This window comes from Stenotrophomonas sp. LARHCG68, from assembly GCF_052871705.1.
Genome location: NZ_JBIXJV010000003.1, coordinates 209,961 through 230,847, shown reverse-complemented (window position 1 = coordinate 230,847; position 20,887 = coordinate 209,961). Strand labels below are relative to the sequence as shown.

Genomic DNA, 20,887 nt, shown 5'->3' with positions numbered 1-20,887 from the left:
CTCGCGCCTGCCGTTTGACGGCCCGCTAACCGTTGCCTTGCCAGCATTGCCGGCCTGCACGCACCACTGCACGCTGCCGCGCACCGTCGCGGCGGTGCCGATCCGAACCCGGGAGACACCATGAAGTTCAAGACGAACCCCCAACACCTGCTGCCGGTTGCCCTGTTGCTGGCCACGGCCCTGCTGGCGGCTTGTGACCGGAATGCGCCGGCCACGGCGGATGCCCCGCAGGTCCCGGCGGTGGCCGCCGGGGAAGCGGTGACGCCTGCGCCGGCGCCCTTGTCGGTGGAGGTGTTCAACCCGGGCGAGCGCGCCATCTTCGCGGTGTCCTCCGAACTGGTCAGTGGCGCGCGCGAGGCCATCCTGGTCGATGCGCAGTTCTCCACCGCCGAGGCCGCCCAACTGGTGGAGAAGATCAAGGCGTCCGGCAAGCAGCTGACCACCATCTACATCAGCCACGGCGACCCGGACTTCTATTTCGGCCTGTCCACGCTGCATGCCGCATTCCCGGACGCGCGGATCGTCGCCACGCCGCAGACGGTGGCGCACATCCAGGCGACCAAGGACGCCAAGCTGAAGGTGTGGGGGCCACAACTCGGCGCGAACGCGCCGGCCGAGCTGCTGGTGCCGACGCCGCTGCAGGGCGACACGCTGACGCTGGAAGGGCAGGCGCTGAAGGTCATCGGCCTGGAGGGCCCCAGCCCCGAGCGCACCGCGCTGTGGGTGCCGTCGATCCGCACGGTGATGGGCGGCGTGCTGGTGGATGCCGGGCAACATGTGTTCATGGCCGATACGCAGACGCCGCAGTCGCACCAGGACTGGCTGGCCGCGCTGGAGCGCATCACCGCGTTGCAGCCGGCGCGCGTGATCCCCGGCCACTACGCCGAAGGCGCGCCGCAGGACCTGGCCGCGGTGACGTTCACCGCCGACTACATCCGTGCCTTCGACGAGGAGGCCGCCAAGGCGAAGGATGCCGCGCAGTTGGTCGAGGCCATGCAGAAGCGCTATCCGTCCCTGAAGGGCGCCGACTCGCTGGCGCTCAGTGCCAAGGTGGCCAAGGGTGAGATGGAGTGGAAGTAATCGCCGTCGCGCCGTGATGATTTGAGATCCACGGCGCCGCCGGCAACGCGTGCATCGGCGCCGGTATGACTTCCGGCGCTGTCGGCACCCCTGGGCGAAGCGGATGATCGGCGCACTGTCGTTCATCCCTTTGTTTCTTCCGTCCAGGAGAAGACTTGATGCGTTGCTCCCTTGCTGCAGCCATTGCGGTGGCGTTAGCCACTGTTGCCGTTCCTTCGTTCGCGCAGGTCGCTCCCTCGGCGCCGGGCGTCGCCGAGATCACCACCCAGCTACCGCGCACGGCCAAGCCGCTGCACTACCGGGTGGAGATCACCCCGCATGCGGAGCAGATGCGTTTCGACGGCAAGGTGAGCATCGACATCGAGGTGTTGTCGGCCACCGACCGCATCGTGCTGCAGGCCGCTGCGCTGGAGTTCGGCGACAGCCGCCTCAGTGATGGCGGCAAGGGCCAGCCGCTGGTCGCCAAGGTCAGCGTCGATGCCGACAACCAGACCGCCACCTTCGCCTTCGACAAGCCGTTGGCACCGGGGCGCTACACGCTGAGCACCGCGTACCGCGGCACCATCAATACCCAGGCCAACGGGCTGTTCGCGCTGGATTACCCGACCGACTCGGGCAAGAAGCGCGCGCTGTTCACCCAGTTCGAGAACTCCGATGCGCGGCGCTTCATCCCCTCGTGGGACGAGCCGGGGTTCAAGGCCACCTTCGACCTGACCCTCAACGTGCCCAGCGCGCAGATGGCGGTGAGCAACATGCCGGCCACCGGCACCCGCGAGCTGGGCAACGGGCTCAAGCAGGTGGTCTTCCAGACCACGCCGAAGATGTCGACCTACCTGCTCTTCATGTCGGCCGGCGAGTTCGAGCGTAGCGCCGTCACCGCCGACAACGGCACCGAGATCGGCGTGGTGGTGCCGGCCGGCAAGCTGTCGCAGGCGCAGTTCGCGCTGGACGCCAGCCGTGACGTGATCGCCGAGTACAACGACTACTTCGGCGTGCCCTATCCGCTGCCCAAGCTCGACAACGTGGCTGCGCCGGGCGGCAGCCAGTTCTTCAGCGCGATGGAGAACTGGGGCGCGATCTTCACCTTCGAATACGCGCTGTTGCTGGACCCGGCGGTTTCCAGCGTCTCGGACAAGCAGGCGGTCTTCAGCATCGCCGCGCACGAGATCGCGCACCAGTGGTTCGGCAACCTGGTGACCATGGCGTGGTGGGACGACCTGTGGCTCAACGAAGGCTTCGCCACCTGGATGGAAGGCCGCACCACCCGCAAGCTGCACCCGGAGTGGGACCTGAACAACGTCGACGCGGCCATGACCAGCCGTGGTGCGATGGGGCGCGACGCGATGGCGACCACGCATCCGATCGTGCAGCACGTGGCCACCGTGGAGCAGGCCAGCCAGGCCTTCGACGGCATCACCTACGGCAAGGGCGCGGCGGTGATCAGCATGTTCGAGGACTACGTGGGCAGCGACGCATGGCGCGATGGCGTGCGCAGCTACGTGCGCGCGCATGCCTACGGCAATGCGGTCACCGATGACCTCTGGCGCGAGATCGCCAAGGCGGCGCCGGACAAGCAGTTCATCGAAGTGGCACACGATTTCACCCTGCAGCCGGGCATCCCGCTGATCCGCAGCGCCAGCGCCTGCATCGACGGCAAGACCCGGGTGACGCTGCAGCAGGGCGAATACACCATCGACCGCAAGGACAAGCAGCCGTTGCGCTGGCGCGTGCCGGTGACCCTGCGCGGCGCCGACGGCAAGGACGTGCGTACCCTGGTCGATGGCAGCGCCACCGTCGACCTGCCGGGCTGCGCCGGGCCGGTACTGGTCAACGCCGGGCAGAAGGGCTACTACCGCACGCTGTACTCGCCGGAGCAGTTCAAGGCATTGAGCGACGGCTTCGAGCGCCTGCCGGTGGTCGACCAGCTCGGCGTGATGATGGATGCCAGCGCGCTGGCAGCCGTCGGCCTGCAGCCGGAGGCCGATACGCTGGACCTCACCGCCAAGGTGGCCGGCGATGCGCCGCCGGACCTGTGGCAGCGCGTGTCGCGCACGCTGGGTGGGCTGGACGACCTGTTCGAAGGTGATGCCACGCGCCAGGCAGCATTCCGCAAGTACGCCTACGCTCGCCTGGAGCCGGTGCTGGCCTCGCTGGGCTGGGATGACCGGGACGGCGAATCGGCGCAGACGCGCCAGCTGCGCGGCGGCCTGATCGCCATGCTCGGCGCGATGGACGACCCGCAGGTGATCGCCGAAGCGCGCCGCCGCTTCGCCGCCTTCCTGGCCAAGCCCGAATCGCTGTCGCCGGAGTTGCGCCGCACCGTGCTGGGCGTGGTCGCACGACACGCCGATGCCGCGACCTGGGAGCAGTTGCATGCCCTGGCGAAGAAGGAGACGTCCTCGATGGTGCGCGACCAGTACTACCACCTGCTGGCGCAGAGCAAGGACGTGACGCTGGCGCAGCGTGCGCTGGACATGGCCTTGACCGAAGAGCCGGGCGCGACCAACGGTGCCGGCATGATCGGCGGCGTGTCGCGCGAGCACCCGGACCTGGCCTTCGACTTCGCGGTGGCCAACCGCGAGAAGGTGGAGACGCTGGTGGACGGTACCTCGCGGGCAGGCTACTTCCCGCAGCTGGGGGCCTCGGCCGACAACCTGCAGATGGTCGACAAGATCAACGCCTTCGCCGACAAGTACATCGCCGCCACCTCGCGCCGCGATGCGGAGACGGTGATCGCCGGTATCCAGACGCGGGTGAAGCTGCGCGCCGAGCGCAAGCCGCAGGTGGATGCCTGGTTGCGGAAGAACGGGTACTGAGGCGCTTCGGGGAGGCTGCCCTCACCCCAACCCCTCTCCCGCTTGCGGGAGAGGGGCTCAGTTCCCTGCAGGTTGAAGCATTGCTGGCAATTGCTGCTTTATAGCCCCTCTCCCGCTTGCGGGAGAGGGGCTCAGTTCCCTGCAGGTTGAAGCATTGCTGGCAATTGCCGCTTTAAAGCCCCTCTCCCGCGTGCGGGAGAGGGGCTCAGTTCCCTGCAGGTTGAAGCATTGCTGGCAATTGCCGTTTTAAAGCCCCTCTCCCGCCTGCGGGAGAGGGGTTGGGGTGAGGGCAGCTTCTAGCTTCCAGCACCCAGCCCCCAGCACCCAAACAAAAAGCCAGCCGGTTCGCACCGGCTGGCTTTGTCACATCAGGCCACCGCAGAAGCCGATCAGGCTTCCACGTCTTCCTTGTACGCATCCACCGGGATGCAGGCGCACATGATGTTCTTGTCGCCGTACACGTTGTCCACGCGTGCCACCGGCGGCCAGTACTTCTGCAGCTTCAGCGACGGCAGCGGGAAGGCGGCCAGTTCGCGCGGATAGGCGTGGGTCCACTCGCTGGCCGACACCGCGCCGGCGGTGTGCGGGGCGTGCTTGAGCGGGTTGTCCTCGCGGTCCAGGCGACCGTCCTCGATGGCCTGGATTTCCTCGCGGATCTGGATCATCGCGTCGATGAAGCGGTCCAGCTCGTGCTGCGATTCGCTCTCGGTCGGCTCCACCATCAGCGTGCCGGCGACCGGGAAGCTCAGGGTCGGGGCGTGGAAGCCGAAGTCGATCAGGCGCTTGGCCACGTCCTCGGCGCCGATGCCGGAGGTCTTCTCCAGCGGACGCACGTCCAGGATGCACTCGTGTGCCACCAGGCCGTTGCGGCCGGTGTACAGCGTCTTGTAGTGCGGGGCCAGACGGGTGGCGATGTAGTTGGCATTGAGCAGTGCCACCTGGGTGGCCTTGCGCAGGCCCGCGGTGCCCATCAGGGTGATGTACATCCAGCTGATCGGCAGGATCGAGGCGCTGCCGAAGCTGGCCGCGCTGACCATGCCGACCGGGCCGTTGTCACCGAGCTTGCCCGGCAGGAACGGGGCAAGGTGCGACTTGACCGCGCACGGGCCCACGCCCGGGCCGCCGCCGCCGTGCGGGATGCAGAAGGTCTTGTGCAGGTTCAGGTGCGACACGTCCGAGCCCCACTTGCCGGGCTTGGCCACGCCGACCAGGGCGTTCATGTTGGCACCGTCGGTGTACACCTGGCCGCCGTGCTGGTGGATGATCTGGCAGATCTCGACCACCTCTTCCTCGAACACGCCGTGCGTGGACGGGTAGGTCATCATGATCGCGGCCAGGCGGTCGCTGTACTTCTCGGCGTTGCGGCGGATGTCATCGACATCGACGTTGCCGTTGGCATCGGTCTTGGTGACCACCACGGTCATGCCGCACATCTGCGCCGAGGCCGGGTTGGTGCCATGCGCCGAATCCGGGATCAGGCAGATGTCGCGATGGCCTTCGCCGCGCGAGCGGTGGTAGGCGCGGATCGCCAGCAGGCCGGCGTATTCGCCCTGCGCGCCGGAGTTCGGCTGCAGGCTCACCGCGTCGTAGCCGGTACATTCGACCAGCATCGCTTCCAGCCCGTCGATCAGTTCCTTGTAGCCCTGCGCCTGGTCGGCCGGTACCAGCGGGTGGATGTTGGCGAACTCCGGCCAGGTCACCGGGATCATCTCGGCGGTGGCGTTGAGCTTCATGGTGCAGCTGCCCAGCGGGATCATGGTGCGATCCATCGCCAGGTCCTTGTCGGCCAGCGAGCGCAGGTAGCGCAGCATCTCGTGCTCGCTGTGGTGCGTGTTGAACACCGGGTGGGTCAGGAACGCACTGGTGCGCAGCAGACCCTTGGGCAGGGCATCGGCGGTGGCGGCGTCCAGTGCATCCACGTCGACCGTGGCGCCAAACAGCTGGCCCAGCGCGACGATGTCGGCGCGGGTGGCGGTTTCGTCCAGGCTGATGCCGACCGCGCCGGCATCGATCACGCGCACGTTGATGCCGGCGGCCACGGCCTTGGCCTGCACCGCCGCGGCGTCAACGCCGGTGACGTGCAGGGTGTCGAAGAAGTCATTGCCCACAGCAACACCGGCCGTGCGCAGCGCGCTGGCCAGGATCGCGGCCAGACGGTGGGTGCGGCGGGCGATGCGCAGCAGGCCTTCCGGGCCGTGGTAGACGGCGTACATCGAGGCCATCACCGCCAGCAGCACCTGCGCGGTGCAGATGTTGGAGGTGGCTTTCTCGCGGCGGATGTGCTGCTCGCGGGTCTGCAGGGTGAGGCGGTAGGCCGGCTTGCCTTCGGCATCGACCGACACGCCGATCAGGCGGCCCGGCATCGAGCGCTTGTAGGCGTCACGGCAGGCCATGAACGCCGCATGCGGGCCACCGAAGCCGAACGGCACGCCGAAACGCTGGCTGTTGCCGATGGCGATGTCCGCGCCCCATTCGCCGGGAGCGGCGATCAGGGTCAGCGCGAGCAGGTCGGTGGCCACGGCGACCAAGCCCTGGCGGGCATGGATGGCCTCCACCAGCGCCTTGTGGTCACCGATGTGGCCGGTGGTGTCCGGGTACTGCAGCAGCACGCCGAACACGTCGGCGGTCATGGCTTCGGCCGGGGTGCCGACCTGCAGCTCGATGCCCATCGGCTCGGCGCGGGTGCGCAGCAGTTCCAGCGTCTGCGGGTGCACGGCGTCGTGCACGAAGAACACCTTGGACCTGGACTTGGCCGAACGCTTGGCCAGGGTCATCGCCTCGGCGGCAGCGGTGGCTTCGTCCAGCAGCGAGGCGTTGGCGATCTCCATGCCGGTCAGGTCGGCGACCAGGGTCTGGAAGTTGATCAGCGCTTCCATGCGGCCCTGCGAGATCTCCGCCTGGTACGGGGTGTAGGCGGTGTACCAGGCCGGGTTTTCCAGGATGTTGCGTAGGATCACGTTCGGCGTGTGGGTGCCGTAGTAGCCCTGGCCGATGAAGCTGCGCAGCACCTTGTTCTTGCCGGCGATGGCGCGGATCTTGGCCAGCGCCTCGACCTCAGTGAGCGATTCGGGCAGCGCCAGCGGTGCCGGCGACTTGATCGAGCCCGGCACGATGGCGTCGGTCAGGGCTTCAAGCGAATCATGGCCAACGGTGCGCAGCATCTGCGCGATTTCGGCATCGTTGGGGCCGATGTGGCGGTCGACGAACGCGGAGGAGTGTTCGAGTTCGCGCAGCGAAGGGGTGTTCTGGGTCATGGCTGACGTCCGGAGAAGGCATGCAGGGCTGGGGCGGTGAGCCAGGCAAGCACCGGTACGGCCCCGCTGCCGCGCAGGCGGCATCACGGCCGGCAAGCCGGTGGCTTGCCTCGCGCCCCTCTGTCCTTTTGCCTGAGAGTTTGGAAGCAACGCGACGAGGATCGTGTGCTTCGTGCCCCTTCGGCGCCGGATTGAACCGGTCTCTCCAGAGTTTTGGTGCAGGTGGTATCGGGCCTGAGCGATTTACGGGCGTTTGCGCCTTCGGCAGCGGGGTCAGCCGCTTCTCCCACCGTGTTCGTACAGCCGGCCGATTATAGCCCGGGGCAGACCTGCGCACCGGCTTGGATTACCATTCCGTTCCCGGCCCGAGGATCGCGCGTTGCACGCGGTGGGCGGGGAGGCCGGTACCGCGGGCTGACGCGGGTTCATGTCCGGATAAACAGGCGCGATATGGCCGCGCGGCGTTACCGTGTCCGGCCCTGTTCATTTTTCTCTCCCGCACCGGTGTGCCTGCCGGTGCCGATGCACGTTGTTTCACAGGAAGCCATGAAAGCAAGCAAGCAGGTTTCGCTGCGACGGATCGCCGCGCTGGTGGCCGGGTTGTCGATGTTCGGCCCGTTCGCCATCGACGCGGTGTTCCCCGCGTTCCCGCAGATCGGCGCGCAGATGGGCGCCGACAAACTGGCCATGCAGCAGGTCATCAGCGTCTACCTGCTCACCTATGCGCTGATGAGCCTGGTCCACGGCGCGCTGTCCGATGCGCTGGGCCGCAAGCGGGTGATCATCGGCGGGCTGGTGGTGTTCATCCTGGCCTCGATCGGCTGCGCGCTGTCGCGCGACATGGGCTCGCTGCTGCTGTTCCGCGGCCTGCAGGGCCTGTCCGCCGGCGTGGGCTACATCATCGGCCGGGCGGTCATCCGTGACCTGTACGACGGCGACGACGCCCAGCGGCTGATGAGCCAGGTGTCGATGATCTTTTCCATCGCCCCGGCCATCGCCCCGATCATCGGTGGCTGGCTGCTGGGCTGGAGCCATTGGCAGGGCATCTTCTGGTTCCTGGTGGCGTTCTCCACGCTGCTGCTGGTGGTTACCTGCCTGTGGCTGCCGGAAACCCACCCGCCGCAGGCCCGGCTGAGCCTGCGCCCGGCACGGCTGGCCCAGGATTACTGGAGCATCGCGGTCAACCCGCGCTTCCTGCGCCTGGCCCTGGCCGGCTCGCTGGGCTTTGGCGGGCTGTTCCTGTACATCGCCTCGGCACCGGCCTTCATCCTGGACCTGCTGCACCTGAACGAGCAGCAGTTCGCCTGGTTGTTCATCCCGACCATCGGCGGCATGGCGCTGGGCGCCTATGCCTCCGGCCGCGCGGCCGGGCGCATCGCCGGCGCGCGCGCGGTGCGGATCGGCTATGCGTTCATGGCGGTGGCGGCGGTCTACAACATCGCCTACAACGCGTTGGCCCCGCAGATGAGCGTGCCGTGGGCGGTGCTGGCGCTGACCCTCAATTCGTTTGGCGTGGCGCTGATCTTCCCGATCCTGAGCCTGGCGATCCTGGACATGTACCCGCGCCAGCGCGGCACGGCCTCCTCGATGCAGGCCTTCAGCACGCTGGTGACCAATGCGGTCATCGCCGGCGTGTTGTCGCCGCTGCTCAGCCGCAGTGGCCTGAGCCTGGCCATCGGCGCGGCGTTGTTCGCGCTGGGCAGCGGGCTGATGTGGAAGTGGGAGCGCATCAGCCAGCGCGCCCAACGCAACACCCCGGCGGCCTGATCCATCTTCACCCCCGATCGGGGACACTATCCCTGCCGCCATCAGCGGCGACGGCAAAGAGCACATCACGATGTCGATTCAATCCAAGGGCCGCCGCGAGGCGAAGAAGAAACTGGCCGAGCGCGCCCGCAACCAGGCCGAGGCCAACCCGGCACCGAAGGCCAAGGTCGAGCCGCACGCCGAACTGCGTGACCAGCAGCGCAGCCTGCTGGCGGGCATCGTCCGCCGCGACGGCGAGTGGGTGCTGGGCATGGACGGCAAGATCGCCGGCGAGACCACCAGCGCCGCACGCGTGCTGGCGCTGATCATGCAGGCCGCCGAATGGCACGAGAACAACAACACCCCGGTGCGCCTGATGTATTCCGACGCACTGAAGGACGCCGCGCACGCCGAGGTAGCCGAGCAGGGCATCGATTTCGACACCTACAAGCGCAACCTGGCCGGTGAGCTGGGCGTGGGCGCGAAGAGCGCCGCTGGCACGCATTGAGCGTCTGCGGGGAAGTTGCCGGATCAGCGAAGGCGCCGAGGGCGCCTTTGTTGTTTCTGCGGCGGGCGTGTCACCTGGAGCGGCAGGCCCATCCCTTCAAGGTGCAGCGATGTCGCCCCTGTGCCGGTGATGTCGCATGGAACGCCGGCATTGCCCGTTGAAGCGGCACGGATGTCGAAAAAAGCGTCAGTCATGCCGCTTCGGATGGCACGCATCGGGTGGGATGTTCCAGCGATGCCGCAGGAAGTGGCAACGGTGCTGGGAAAAGCGGCAACGATGACGCCATGGGCCCCGATGGCACGCCGATCCGGTTGCCAGGGATCCGCAGGAGCGGCCTTCCATCCAGCCGCCTGGCCCGGTAATCAGTCCTCTTCGATCCGCATGCTGCCCAGCACCTGCTCGGCCTTGGCCTGCAGGTTCGGGTCGCGGTGCGCGTCGGTGTAGCGGTGGAAGTAGCGCAGTTCGTAGCCAACATCGGCGTAGCGCGGCGAACCGCAGGACAAGGTGTATTGCTCGGCCCATTGCCGTTGTCCATCGGCGGCGGGTTGCCGCAGCTCAAGCCGCAGGTGGATGCTGGCGCAGCGCTTGTCCGCCCGGTATTCGCTTACCTGCAGGTGGTTGATGGTGGCGACGGGACTGTTGGAGAAGTCCTGCTCCAGCTTGCGCCGGATGTTCTCGATGTAGCCGGAAAGGGGGCTGGTCGGGACATCGGGCCGGGTCATGTAGGCCTCGATCTTCCTGCTGTCGGTGGTCGAGCCCGCGTTCCAGTCGACGCTGAGGTTTCCGCTGCCCCACTTGTCCTGTTTCCAGTCCTTGCCCGCCGGCGGTGTGAACGTGAAGCCGAAGGCGCGATCGCGTTCGGTGTAGCCGACGCGGAGGGGCTCGGTGTGTTGTGCAGCCCATCCGGCCGCAGTCTGCGTGGCGAGCAGGAGGAAAAACACGGTGCGCGCTGCAGGGGGCATTCGGGTCTCCAGGAGTAGGCGGGCAAGATGTTCATGCCAATGAGGGCTGTCAATGTCGGGCCGGTGGAGCCTGGCCCGCATCCGCATGATCTCCGTCATGCGCCTGACCGTGGATGAACGAAGGGCGCCGTAACGGCGCCCTTCGTGGTCAACCCGGTCCGTCGTGTTTACGGCGTGCTCGTCGGTGCGGCGACGGCCGCCGGCGGTGCTGCCGTCCAGCCGCACATCTGGCCTTCGTTCTGCTGCTTCAGCCATTCCTGCAGCGGGGCGAAGTATTCCAGCATCGGGCCGGCGTCGAGCTTGTCGTTGCCGGTCAGCTCCTTGAGCGTGGCCTGCCACGGCTGGCTGGAGCCCTTGCTCAGCATCGCCCAGAACTTCTGGCCGGCTTCCTTGTTGCCATAGAAGCTGCACTCGTTGAGCGGGCCGGTGTAACCGGACGCATCGCACAGGCCCTTGTAGAACTGGTACTGCAGGATGCGCGCCAGGAAGTAGCGCAGGTACGGGGTGTTGCCCGGCACGTGGTACTTGGCGCCGGCGTCGAAGAACTCCTCGCCGCGCGCGCTGGCCGGGGCCACGCCCTGGTACTGGGCCTTCAGCTCCCACCACTTCTGGTTGTACTGGTCCGGCTTGATCGAACCGTCGAACACGCCCCAGCGCCAGCGATCGATCATCAGGCCGAACGGCAGGAACGACACGCCGGACATGGCCATGCGCATCTGCGCGTTGATGGTGGCCTCGCGGCTTTCCTGCTGCGCGCCGACCAGGCCGATCGAGTTCAGGTACTTCGGCGTCATCGCCAGCACGATGGTGTCACCGATGGCCTCGTGGAAGCCGTCGTTGGCACCGCCCTGGAACAGCGGCGGCAGCGGGTTGTAGGCCAGGTCGTAATAGATGTGGCCCAGCTCGTGGTAGATGGTGGTGAAGTTCTCCTCGGTCGGGGTGATGCACATCTTGGTGCGCACGTCCGGGCCGACGTCCTTGCCGTCACCGCCCATGTTCATGTCCCAGGCGCTGGCGTGGCAGACCACGTTGCGGTCCATCGGCTTGATGAACTGGGTGTTCTGCCAGTAGCTCTCCGGCAGCTTGGGCATGCCCAGCGACACGTAGAAGTCCTGCGCGCGCTCGGTCATCTGCCGGGCGGTGGCCAGCTCCGCGTCACGCTGTGCCTTGAAGCGGCTCGCCGGGTCGCTGCCACCGGCCTTGGCCAGGGCGGCGCTGAGGTTGGTCTGGTACTGCTTTTCCAGCGCGGCGGTGATGTCCAGGCTGCCCGCGTTCGGGTACGGCGCGGTCATGTCCCACAGGTTGCTCCAATCCTGCTGCCACATATTGCCGGTCAGGTGCGCGGCGATCATGCCGCCGCCAACTTCCGCCTTGTCCTTGCCGTATTCCTTGTCCAGCTTGGCGCGGGTATAGCAATGCACCTGCTCGTACAGCGGCTTGACCTGCTCCCACAGGCGATCGGTTTCCGGGCCAACCTGGTCGGCCGGCATGTCGTAGCCGCTGCGCCACATCTGGCCAGCATCGGTATAGCCCAGTTCGCGGGCGCCTTCGTTGACCAGTTCGACGAAGCGCTGGTAGTTGGCGCGCGACGGCACGGCGGTGGACTGCCAGCCCTGCCAGGCATCGAGCTGCTTGTCGTAGTCGCGCGAGGTGGCCAGTACCTTCTCCAGGTCACCCAGCTGGCGGCAGTTGCGGCTGTCGCCTTCGCCCACACAGTAGGTGCCGGCGCCGTAGTCGCCTTCCAGCTTGGTGGCGATGGCCGCCAGCTCGGCCAGCTTCTGCGGGTCGCGCGGGGCGGGCATCGAGGTCATCAGCTTGAGCAGGCTGATCGCGCGGGCGGTGTCGGCGCTCATCGGCTGGCCCTCGTACTTGCCGGCCTGCTCGATCCAGCCGTTGAGGGTGGTCAGCCAGCGTTCGTTGGCCTTGGCGGCCACGCGCGCGGAGTCGTCGTTGATGTAGGTGGACGACAGCCACTGCGCCGAGGTCATCTCCGGGTACATCGCCTTGTACTCGGCGTTGACGCGGGCGATGAACTGGTCGGCGCTTTCGGCCGGTGCGGCGGCGCTGGTGGCCGGCTTGGCGGCCTCCGGCGTGCCTTCCTTCTTGCAGGCAGCCAGCGAGAGCACGGCCACGCCCACGGCGGCGGCCAGCAACAGATGACGATGTTTCACGGAAATCCCCGGTAATGGTTGCGAATACCGGCGAAGGCTAGTGGGGCGGGGCGGGCCCTGCAAGTGGACCAGGTCAGGGAGGGGGCGCGGCAGGAGTGGTCTCGGCCGCGAAGCCGGGATTCCGGCAGCCTCCTGGCTTTGGCAGGGCGCGGGGTCATCGGCCCCGCGCCGGAAGACGCTCCTACGACGGGGTCGTGCAATCGGCAAACAGGTCGCGGCTGCGGTCGTACACCGAGGTCCGCACCTGCATCAGCCCCAGCACCGAGGGGAACAGGTTGTCCTGGTCGGCGCGCTGCTGGGTGCGTTGGCGCAGGCACTGCAGGTCCAGCCCGCGGTCGGCGGCGAAGCCGGGCGAGAACCACATCAGCAATGGCACCCGGGTCTGCTCCTCCGGCGCGATGGCATAGGGCATGCCGTGCAGGTACAGGCCTTTCTCGCCGAGGGATTCGCCATGGTCGGAGAGGTAGATCATGGCGGTGTCGTAGTCGCCCATCTCGCGCAGGCTGGCGATGGTGCGGCTCAGGAAATGGTCGGTGTAGCGGATCGCGTTGTCATAGCTGTTGACGATCTGTTCGCGGCTGCACTTGCCCAGGTCGGCCGTGTCGCAGGTCGGGGCGAACTGGCGGAACTGCGCCGGATAGCGATCGAAGTAGCTGGGGCCGTGGTTGCCCAGCTGGTGCAGCACCACCACGCGGTCGCCCGGCTTGGCGCGGACCTGCGCGGCCAGGTCGTTGATCAGGATCTCGTCCATGCAGCGGCCGTTGGCGCACAGGCCGGGCAGGGTGGCATCGTCCAGCCGTTCGATCTGCAGGCCATCGCATACGCCCTTGCAGCCGGACTGGTTGTCGCGCCACAGGGTGCTGATGCCGGCATGCTCGAGTACGTGCAGCAACGACTGGTGGTTGCGGATGGCCTTCTCGTCGTAGTCGTGGCGGCCGTAGGGCGAGAACATGCAGGGCAGCGAGACTTCGGTGCTGCTGCCGCAGGCATGCATGTCGGGGAAGTTGATCGCGCCGGTCTGCGCCAGTTCCGGCGTGGTCTGGCGGGCGTAGCCGTTCAGGCCCCAGTTCTGGGCACGCACGGTTTCACCGACCACCAGTACCAGCAGGCGGGGCTTGCTGCCCGCCGCGCGCGGCGTGGCCTGGGCATCGGTGCCGATCGGTTGCTTCGGTTGGTGCTTGATCGGGCTGGCACTGGACAGGTTCTGCTTCAGCGCGATCAGATAGTTCACCGGCGTGGCCAGGTAGCGCACTTCGCGGTGGTTGCGCATCAGCGAGGAGATGTTCTGGAAGGACGCCATCGCACCGGCGGCGGTGACCAGCACCACGCCCAGCAGGAACACGCCACGCCACAGGAAGGTGCGGCCGACGCTGCGCCTGCGGATGCGCAGCCGCCACAGCAGAGCGGTGGGCAGCACGCCGTAGCCGAGCAAGGGCAGGATCAAGGCCGCGGTCATCAGCTCGCCGGATTCCTTGTGGTCGGTGGCAAGCACGTTGCGCAGCATGTCCGCGTCCAGGTACACGTTGAAGCTGCTCATGTAGTGCACCGCAAACGCGGTGGTGATGAACAGCACGCTCAGCAGCACCTTGGCGTTCCAGCGCCACACCAGCAGCCCGAACAGCAATGCGTGCACGCCGACCAGCAGGGTGAACAGGGACAACGCGAACAGGCCGTTGCCCGGGTTGGTGGCCATGGCGTTGCGCCAGAACAGGCCATTGCACAGCACGGCGAAGAAGATGCTGGACAGCAGGATCAAGGCTTCGCTGCTGATCTCCGGGCGCCAGTCGCGCAGCGCGCTCCAGGACAGGCGGGAAGCACCGGGGCGGGGCAGGGTGGTGCTCATGCGTGCTCTCCCGGTGCCTTTGGCAGGGTTGCGGTTGCGGTGGACGGGGAGGGCTCGAACATGACCAGGTACAGGCCAACGGCCACGGTCCAGCTGATCGCCAGCGACCACAGGTCATGGGACAGGAAGTGCGCGCCGCGCAGCTGCTGGGTGATGCCGAACACCAGGCCGACCGCCAGCACGGAGAGGGTTGCCGGCCAGCGCCATTGCGGGCGGACCTGCAGCATGAAGAAGTAGATCGCCAGCCAGGCGTAGCCGGCGCTGGCGTGACCGGCCGGGAAGCAGGCCGCATGGCCCAGTGAGACCGGGCGCGACTCGAACAGGCCGATGAAGGGGCGCAGTCCGCCGTAGCGTTCCAGGTCCCATGGGCAGTCCATGTGGGTCCAGCTCTTGAGCAGGGACACCAGTCCACTGGACAGGGCCACCGCCATCAGCAGGTAGGACAGCGGGCGACGCAGTGGCCGCCATGACGCGTTGAACCAGGTGCGCAGCAGGGCCAGCATGACCAGTGCGGCGGCGAGGAAGCTCAGGTTGCGGCCGCCCTTGTGGACCAGGTGGCTGCTCCACCAGGCGTCCTTCAGTGCCCAGTGGCTGCCCTGCCAGCGATACAGCTGGTCAGCCAGCCATTGGTCGCCGCTGCCGGCCATCAACACGACGCTGGCAAGCAGCAGCACCGCGGCGGGGATCAACAGGGCCCGGGTGGCGAACTCCAGGCGGGCTCCCGGCAGCGCCGGGCGCCACGGGCGGGCAGAAGCGAAGGGGGGCATGGAACAGGCGCACCATCAGGGGTTGATGGGCGCATGCTGTGCCCCCTTCTGTCGGAGACGGGTCGGAGCAATGTCGTAAATATGTGGGAGGTTCAGCGCCGGTCCACGGGCCCGGCGCGTTGCCCACGACGGCTCAGTCGCCGTCGTCCTGGAGTGCCGCGTCGGCATCGTCGACCACGCCGTGCGTGCGCGCCACGCAGTCGGCCTGCAGCGCGGTGCCGGGCAGCAATTGCCAGTTGTTGCGGTTGGCGCTGCCGATGTCGATCACCTGGCTGCGGTCGGCACAGGGGCTCATCACCTTGTCCAGCACGAACAGCCAGCGGCGCTCCGGTGCCTGTGCCACCCAGCGGGCTGCATCTTCCCATTGGCCGGCGACCGGACGCTTGAAGCCGAAGTCGGTGGCCTGCGGCCAGGTCTGCAGCAGGTTCTGCTCGCGCCAGGCCACCATGCCCAGTTCGGCATCGGGGCCGATCCGCTCACGTACCTGGTCCATCACCCGCGACGCGGAACTGTACGGGTCCAGCGCCGGCATCGCGCCCAGGCCATACATGCACCACAGCAGCACCGTGGTCAGGACCACGGCCAGCCCGGCCCGGCGCAGGCGCAGTACCGCGATGACCAGCAGGGTGGCCACGGCAAAGCCGATCAGCCACCACCCCACCTGCGGCAGCACCCACGGGTCGATCGCCCGCTTGACCGCATTGCGCTGCGCCCAGCCATCGCCATGCACGGCACCGTAACCGACCACCAGCGTGGCCAGGGACAGCAGCAGCGCGTACAGCATCAGCACCCAGCGCACGCCGGTGCGACGCAGCAGGCCGGGCAGCAGCGGGGCCGCGGCCACCGCCAGCGCCGGCAGCATCGGCAGGATGTAGACCTCGCGCTTGCCAGGGCTGGCGCTGAAGAACACCAGCACCAGCAGCGCCCAGCCCAGCAACAGGAGGTAGCGCGGGTCGGCGCGGCGGCAGCGGCGCCACCACGCCGGCACCAGCCACGGGAACAACGCGCTGCCCGGCACCCACAGGGTGAACATCACCTGCAGGTAGTACCAGAACGGCTGGTGGTGGTGCCAGGCGTTGGCATAGCGGGTGCCGGTCTGCTTGAACAGCAGTTCCTTCGCGTAGGACTGCAGGGCCGGGTCGGGGTTCTGCAGCAGCGCGATGCCCAGCGGCGCCAGCCACACGGCGGTACCGGCCAGGAAGGCCGGCAGCAGCAGCCACCACTTCCAGCTGCGGCCGGGGCCGGCCGCCTGCGGGTGCCGCCAGCGCCAGATCACCCACGGGACCAGCATCAACAGCGGCAGGAAGCCCACGCCCTTGGTCACGGTGCCGACCCCGGCGGCAAATGCCGCCAGTGCCAGCGCGCCCCAGCTCGGCCCCAGCAGCAGGTGCCGGACCAGCCCCCACAGCGCCAGCGTGGTCATGCCGACCAGCACCATGTCGATCTGCGCGCGCTTGGCCATCAGGCCGAACTGCAGGGTGACGAATAGCGCCAGCACCGCGTAGCGCGCTACCCGGGGATTCCACAGGCGGCGTGCCATGTCCCAGGTGAGCCAGAGCGTCAGCAGCGCCGCCAGCAGGGACGGCAGCAGGAAGGACAGGTTCCAGCTGCCCAGCAGCTTGTAGGTGCCGGCCTGGATCCACATGAAGGTCGGCGGCTTCTCGGCATACAGCTCGCTGCCGCGATGGGGCAGCAGCCATTGCCCGGTCTCGACCATGTGCCGGGCCGCCAGCACGAAGCGGGGTTCGTCCGGCGGGGTCGGCGAGCGCATGCCCAGGCCGGCCAGCAGGCTGGCGACCACCAGCGCGATGAGGATGGCGAACCAGAGTCGGGTGGAGGATGAGCGGTGGTTGGACGGGCGCACGTGCGGCTCACAGAGGGGTCGGCATGGATGATGGCGCTCCCGACGTAGGAAGCGCGTCGAAATTGTCGCGCGTTTCGACGGCATTCCGACGGCCGGGGCGCTAGGATGATCGCCGAATTGATCCCGGGCCTGGCCGGGACCGGAGAGGTCCAACGCAATGCGGCTGCTGGTCGTGGAAGACAATCGCAACCTGATCGCCAACCTGTTCGACTACTTCGAGGCCCGCGGGCACGTGCTCGACGTGGCGCCGGACGGGGTGACCGGCCTGCACCTGGCCGCGACCCAGGACTACGACGCGATCCTGCTGGACTGGATGCTGCCGCGCATGGAGGGGCCGGAAGTGCTGCGCCGCCTGCGCGAGGAACACCGCTCCGAAGTGCCGGTGATCATGCTCACCGCCCGCGACGAGCTGCCGGACAAGATCGCCGGCTTCCGTGCCGGGGCGGACGACTACCTGACCAAGCCGTTCGCCCTGCCCGAACTGGAAGTGCGGCTGGATGCGGTGCTGGCGCGGATCAAGGGGCGCAACCCGCGCAAGGTGCTGGAGGTCCACGACCTGCAGCTGGACCTGGGGTCGCTGGAGGCCCGGCGCGACGGGCAGGTGCTGCACCTGTACCCGGCCTGCCGCAAGCTGCTGGAGGTGCTGATGCGCGCCAGCCCGGCAGCGGTCACCCGCGACCAGCTGGAGTACGCCCTGTGGGGCGAGGAACCGCCGGATGGCGACATGCTGCGCTCCCATATCTATGAGCTGCGGCGTGCGGTGGATGGCCCGTTCGCCCAGAAGCTGCTGCATACCCTGCCGCGGGTCGGCTACCGGTTGTCGGCGCCGTCGCCCGGAACCGCTGCATGAGCCGGCGCGCCACGCTGCGGCGCAAGCTGCTGGGTTGGTTGGGGATCTACCTGGCGTTGATCACGCTGGTGGTGTTCAGCGCCGCCAACTACGTGCACGAGCACGCCGAGCATGCGGTCTGGCGTTCCCTGCTGAACACCGAACTGGACAGCGTGCTGGCGCACATGCGCGTGGACCAGAACTACCACTGGCAGGATTCGGACACCCTGCACCTGTTCATCGAGCGTGGTGGCGCGCCCATCCCGGAAAGCATGGCCACGCTGCATCCCGGCCTGCATGACGGTGCGCTGTTCCTGGGCAAGCAGACCGCGGTGATGGTGCGCGATACCTCCGATTACGGACGGGTGATCCTGGCGCTGGACATCACCGACTTCGGTGAGCTGGAGCACTTCATCACCCGCTGGTCGCTGCTGGCTGGCGTGGCGTTGGTCATCGTGACCCTGTTGATGGCATGGCTGGGCGTGGCACGGCTGGTGCGCCCCCTGTCCGCGCTCGCAAGCAACATCGCCGCGCTGCGGCCCGAACAGCGCGGGCAGCGGGTGGCGGTGGACCGGCGCGGTTCGGCCGAGATGGAGGTCATCGCCGGTGCGTTGAACGACTACCTGCAGCGCAACGAGCACTTCGTCGAGCGCGAGCGCGCCTTCATCAGCGCGGCCAGCCATGAGCTGCGCACGCCGGTGGCCGTGATCAGCGGCGCGGCCGAACTGGCGCTGGAACAGCCGGAGCTGCCGCCGCGCGCGCGCCAGCAGCTGGAGCGGGTGCGTGGTACCGCGCAGGGCGTGGAGCAGCTGATCCAGTTGCTGCTGGTGCTGGCGCGGGACCCGGCGCGGTTGTCGGCGATGAGCGAGTTGCTGGCGGTGGAGCAGCTGTTGCCGGAAATCATCGAGGACCACCGGCATCTGGCCCACGGCAAGGAGCTGGACATGCAGCTGCACGCGGAGCCCTGCCGGATCATCGCGCCGATGGGCGTGGTGCAGGCGGCGATCGGCAACCTGCTGCGCAATGCGATCGAGAACAGCGACCGCGGCGTGATCCGGATAAGCGCTTCGGCGCAGGCGGTGGTGACCATCGAGGACCCCGGTCACGGCATGAGCCCGGAGGAGGTCGCCCAGCTCTACGCGCGGCTGGCCAAGGGCGAGCGCAACCCGGGCTCGGGCATCGGCATGGACCTGATCGCACGCCTGTGCGACCACTTGGGCTGGGAGCTGACCATCCAGTCGCAACCCGAGCGCGGCACCCGCGTCACCCTGGACATGGGCAGTTCGTTGCCGCTGGACTCGGCATAGGCGCGGCCTCTGCCGCGAAGCCGGGAAGGCACGGCAGGGTGCGGGGCGTGCCCGCGTCAATGCGGCCGGCGGCGATCGCGGGGAAGGGGCGGGCAGACGGCCGGCTTCGCGCCTGAGGGCGCTGCTACGACGCGGCCGCCTCCAACGACGGCAGCAGCGCGCGTTCGACCAGCCAGCGCCGGGCGTCGTCGGCATCCTGCTCGAACCAGGCCTGCGTCGATCCCAGCCGGTAGGTGTAGCCCCAGGCGTCCATGTCGGCCATCAGCCGCGCGCTGCCCACGCCGGGCAACTGCCCGGCCAGCACGATCTGCAGGTAGCAGGTGGCGTCTTCCTCGGGCACCGAATCGGTGGCGTCGGTATGCACCTGCGCGCGGCGCTCGGGCGGCAGCACGATCAGGTGGCAGGACTCGTGCAGCATCGAATGGATCGGCGTGTCATCGCGCACGTACACGTCGTTGGCGATGATGCCGGCCTCCGGCTCGCCCCAATAGCTGCCGGGGATGGTCTCGCCGGCAGCGACGTGGTTCAGGCGCAGCCCGTGGCGGGCGAGCAGGGCGACGGCGTCGTCCCACTGGATGTCGCCGACGCACATCACCGTGGCGGTCGGTTCGGGGGAAAGGGTTTCGTTCACGGGTACGGGGTGCCCGGCGGCCGTGGCCGCCGGGTGGGTATCACTTGTCGTCGGGCAGTGCGACGGAGATGTCGAGCACGTCGTTGGCGCCGTCCTTGACCAGGTCCACCTTGACCGCGTCGGCATCGATGTTGACGTACTTCTTGATCACTTCCAGCAGCTCGCGCTGCAGCAGCGGCAGGTAATCCGGGCCGCCGCGGGTGCTGCGCTCCTGCGCGATGATGATCTGCAGGCGGTTCTTCGCGGTTTCGGCGGTGTTCTTTTTCTGCCTCAGGAAATCGAGCAGTCCCATGCTTATCCTCCGAACAGCTTGCTGAAGAAGCCCTTCTTCTCGACCGTCGTGAAGCGCATCGGGCGCTCCTCGCCGAGGATGCGGCCCACCGCGTCTTCATAGGCCTGGCCGGCCGGCGATTCGGCGTCCAGGATGACCGGTTCGCCCTTGTTGGAGGCGTTGAGCACGTCACCGGATTCGGGGATCACACCGATGGCCTTCAGCCCCAGCACTTCCTCCACGTCGGTGATGCTGAGCATCTCGCCGCTTTCCACGCGGACCGGGCTGTAGCGGGTCAGCAGCAGGAAGGCCGGCACGCCGCCGTTGCCGGTCTCGGCCTTGGCGGTCTTGGAGTCGAGCAGGCCGATGATGCGGTCCGAGTCGCGCACCGAGGACACTTCCGGGTTCACCACCACCACGGCGCGGTCGGCGAAGTACATCGCCAGGAACGCGCCCTTCTCGATGCCTGCCGGGGAGTCGCAGATGATGTAGTCGAAGCCGTCGGCGGCCAGGTCCTTGAGGACCTTCTCCACGCCTTCCTTGTTCAGCGCGTCCTTGTCGCGGGTCTGCGAGGCAGCCAGCACGTACAGGTTCTCGAAACGCTTGTCCTTGATCAGGGCCTGCTTGAGCGTGGCCTCGCCATGGACGACGTTGACGAAGTCGTACACCACCCGGCGCTCGCAGCCCATGATCAGGTCCAGGTTGCGCAGGCCGACGTCGAAGTCGATGACGGCAACCTTCTTGCCGCGGCGTGCAAGGCCAGACGCGATGCTGGCGCTGGAAGTGGTCTTGCCCACGCCGCCTTTGCCGGAAGTGACAACGATGATTTCAGCCAAAG

General features: G+C 67.8%; 15 protein-coding genes and 1 riboswitch. Of the genes, 6 read left to right on the top strand and 9 right to left on the bottom strand.

Going from position 1 to position 20,887, the window contains the following annotated elements:
- Positions 1-120: 120 nt before the first annotated feature.
- Positions 121-1,080 carry an MBL fold metallo-hydrolase gene (locus ACIPR8_RS12185; RefSeq protein WP_446541195.1) on the top strand — a complete coding sequence of 320 codons (960 nt, stop codon included), beginning with the start codon at positions 121-123 and terminating at the stop codon, positions 1,078-1,080.
- Between the two features lie 158 nt (positions 1,081-1,238).
- Positions 1,239-3,896 (top strand): M1 family metallopeptidase, encoded by a 2,658-nt coding sequence (locus ACIPR8_RS12180; RefSeq protein WP_446541194.1) that lies wholly within the window; start codon positions 1,239-1,241, stop codon positions 3,894-3,896.
- Between the two features lie 389 nt (positions 3,897-4,285).
- On the opposite strand, the gene gcvP is transcribed toward ACIPR8_RS12180, so the two are convergent.
- Positions 4,286-7,150, bottom strand: coding sequence for an aminomethyl-transferring glycine dehydrogenase (gene gcvP, locus ACIPR8_RS12175; RefSeq protein ID WP_446541193.1), 2,865 nt, complete (start codon positions 7,148-7,150; stop codon positions 4,286-4,288).
- Between the two features lie 110 nt (positions 7,151-7,260).
- A riboswitch (glycine riboswitch) is annotated at positions 7,261-7,369 on the bottom strand.
- A gap of 327 nt (positions 7,370-7,696) precedes the next feature.
- Between gcvP and ACIPR8_RS12170 the strand changes: the two genes are divergently transcribed.
- Entirely contained in the window at positions 7,697-8,917 is a 1,221-nt protein-coding gene (locus ACIPR8_RS12170; RefSeq protein WP_313255496.1) for a multidrug effflux MFS transporter, read from the top strand.
- A 70-nt stretch (positions 8,918-8,987) separates the two neighbouring features.
- Entirely contained in the window at positions 8,988-9,404 is a 417-nt protein-coding gene (locus ACIPR8_RS12165) for a hypothetical protein (protein WP_192286340.1), read from the top strand.
- A gap of 362 nt (positions 9,405-9,766) precedes the next feature.
- Here ACIPR8_RS12165 and ACIPR8_RS12160 read toward each other — a convergent pair whose 3' ends face one another.
- The 5 genes from ACIPR8_RS12160 to ACIPR8_RS12140 form a co-directional block, all read right to left on the bottom strand.
- Entirely contained in the window at positions 9,767-10,345 is a 579-nt protein-coding gene (locus ACIPR8_RS12160; RefSeq protein ID WP_446541192.1) for a hypothetical protein, read from the bottom strand.
- 188 nt (positions 10,346-10,533) lie between these two features.
- The gene (locus ACIPR8_RS12155) at positions 10,534-12,537 is read right to left on the bottom strand and encodes a M2 family metallopeptidase (protein ID WP_446541191.1); all 2,004 of its coding nucleotides are present in this window, start codon (positions 12,535-12,537) and stop codon (positions 10,534-10,536) included.
- A 181-nt stretch (positions 12,538-12,718) separates the two neighbouring features.
- The gene (locus ACIPR8_RS12150) at positions 12,719-14,380 is read right to left on the bottom strand and encodes a phosphoethanolamine transferase (protein ID WP_446541190.1); all 1,662 of its coding nucleotides are present in this window, start codon (positions 14,378-14,380) and stop codon (positions 12,719-12,721) included.
- A complete protein-coding gene (locus tag ACIPR8_RS12145) occupies positions 14,377-15,147 on the bottom strand; it encodes a phosphatase PAP2 family protein (protein ID WP_446541189.1) in 771 nt (256 codons plus the stop codon). Before ACIPR8_RS12145 ends, ACIPR8_RS12150 begins: the two co-directional genes overlap by 4 nt.
- Before the next feature lie 133 nt (positions 15,148-15,280).
- The gene (locus tag ACIPR8_RS12140) at positions 15,281-16,918 is read right to left on the bottom strand and encodes an ArnT family glycosyltransferase (protein WP_446541409.1); all 1,638 of its coding nucleotides are present in this window, start codon (positions 16,916-16,918) and stop codon (positions 15,281-15,283) included.
- A gap of 250 nt (positions 16,919-17,168) precedes the next feature.
- On the opposite strand from ACIPR8_RS12140, the gene ACIPR8_RS12135 reads away from it, so the two are divergent.
- Together ACIPR8_RS12135 and ACIPR8_RS12130 are read left to right on the top strand one after the other, a co-directional pair.
- Positions 17,169-17,861: a response regulator transcription factor gene (locus tag ACIPR8_RS12135; protein WP_446541188.1), complete on the top strand. Its 693-nt coding sequence runs from the start codon at positions 17,169-17,171 to the stop codon at positions 17,859-17,861.
- A complete protein-coding gene (locus tag ACIPR8_RS12130) occupies positions 17,858-19,147 on the top strand; it encodes a sensor histidine kinase (RefSeq protein ID WP_446541187.1) in 1,290 nt (429 codons plus the stop codon). Before ACIPR8_RS12135 ends, ACIPR8_RS12130 begins: the two co-directional genes overlap by 4 nt.
- 124 nt (positions 19,148-19,271) lie before the next feature.
- Here ACIPR8_RS12130 and ACIPR8_RS12125 read toward each other — a convergent pair whose 3' ends face one another.
- The 3 genes from ACIPR8_RS12125 to minD all read right to left on the bottom strand — a co-directional run bounded on the left by ACIPR8_RS12125 (position 19,272) and on the right by minD (position 20,885).
- Positions 19,272-19,739: a hypothetical protein gene (locus tag ACIPR8_RS12125; protein WP_446541408.1), complete on the bottom strand. Its 468-nt coding sequence runs from the start codon at positions 19,737-19,739 to the stop codon at positions 19,272-19,274.
- A gap of 79 nt (positions 19,740-19,818) precedes the next feature.
- Positions 19,819-20,070 (bottom strand): cell division topological specificity factor MinE, encoded by a 252-nt coding sequence (gene minE / locus ACIPR8_RS12120; RefSeq protein WP_132864545.1) that lies wholly within the window; start codon positions 20,068-20,070, stop codon positions 19,819-19,821.
- Positions 20,071-20,072: 2 nt separating this feature from the next.
- Positions 20,073-20,885, bottom strand: a complete 813-nt coding sequence (minD, locus tag ACIPR8_RS12115; RefSeq protein WP_132864544.1) for a septum site-determining protein MinD — start codon at positions 20,883-20,885, stop codon at positions 20,073-20,075.
- Positions 20,886-20,887 lie beyond the last annotated feature (2 nt).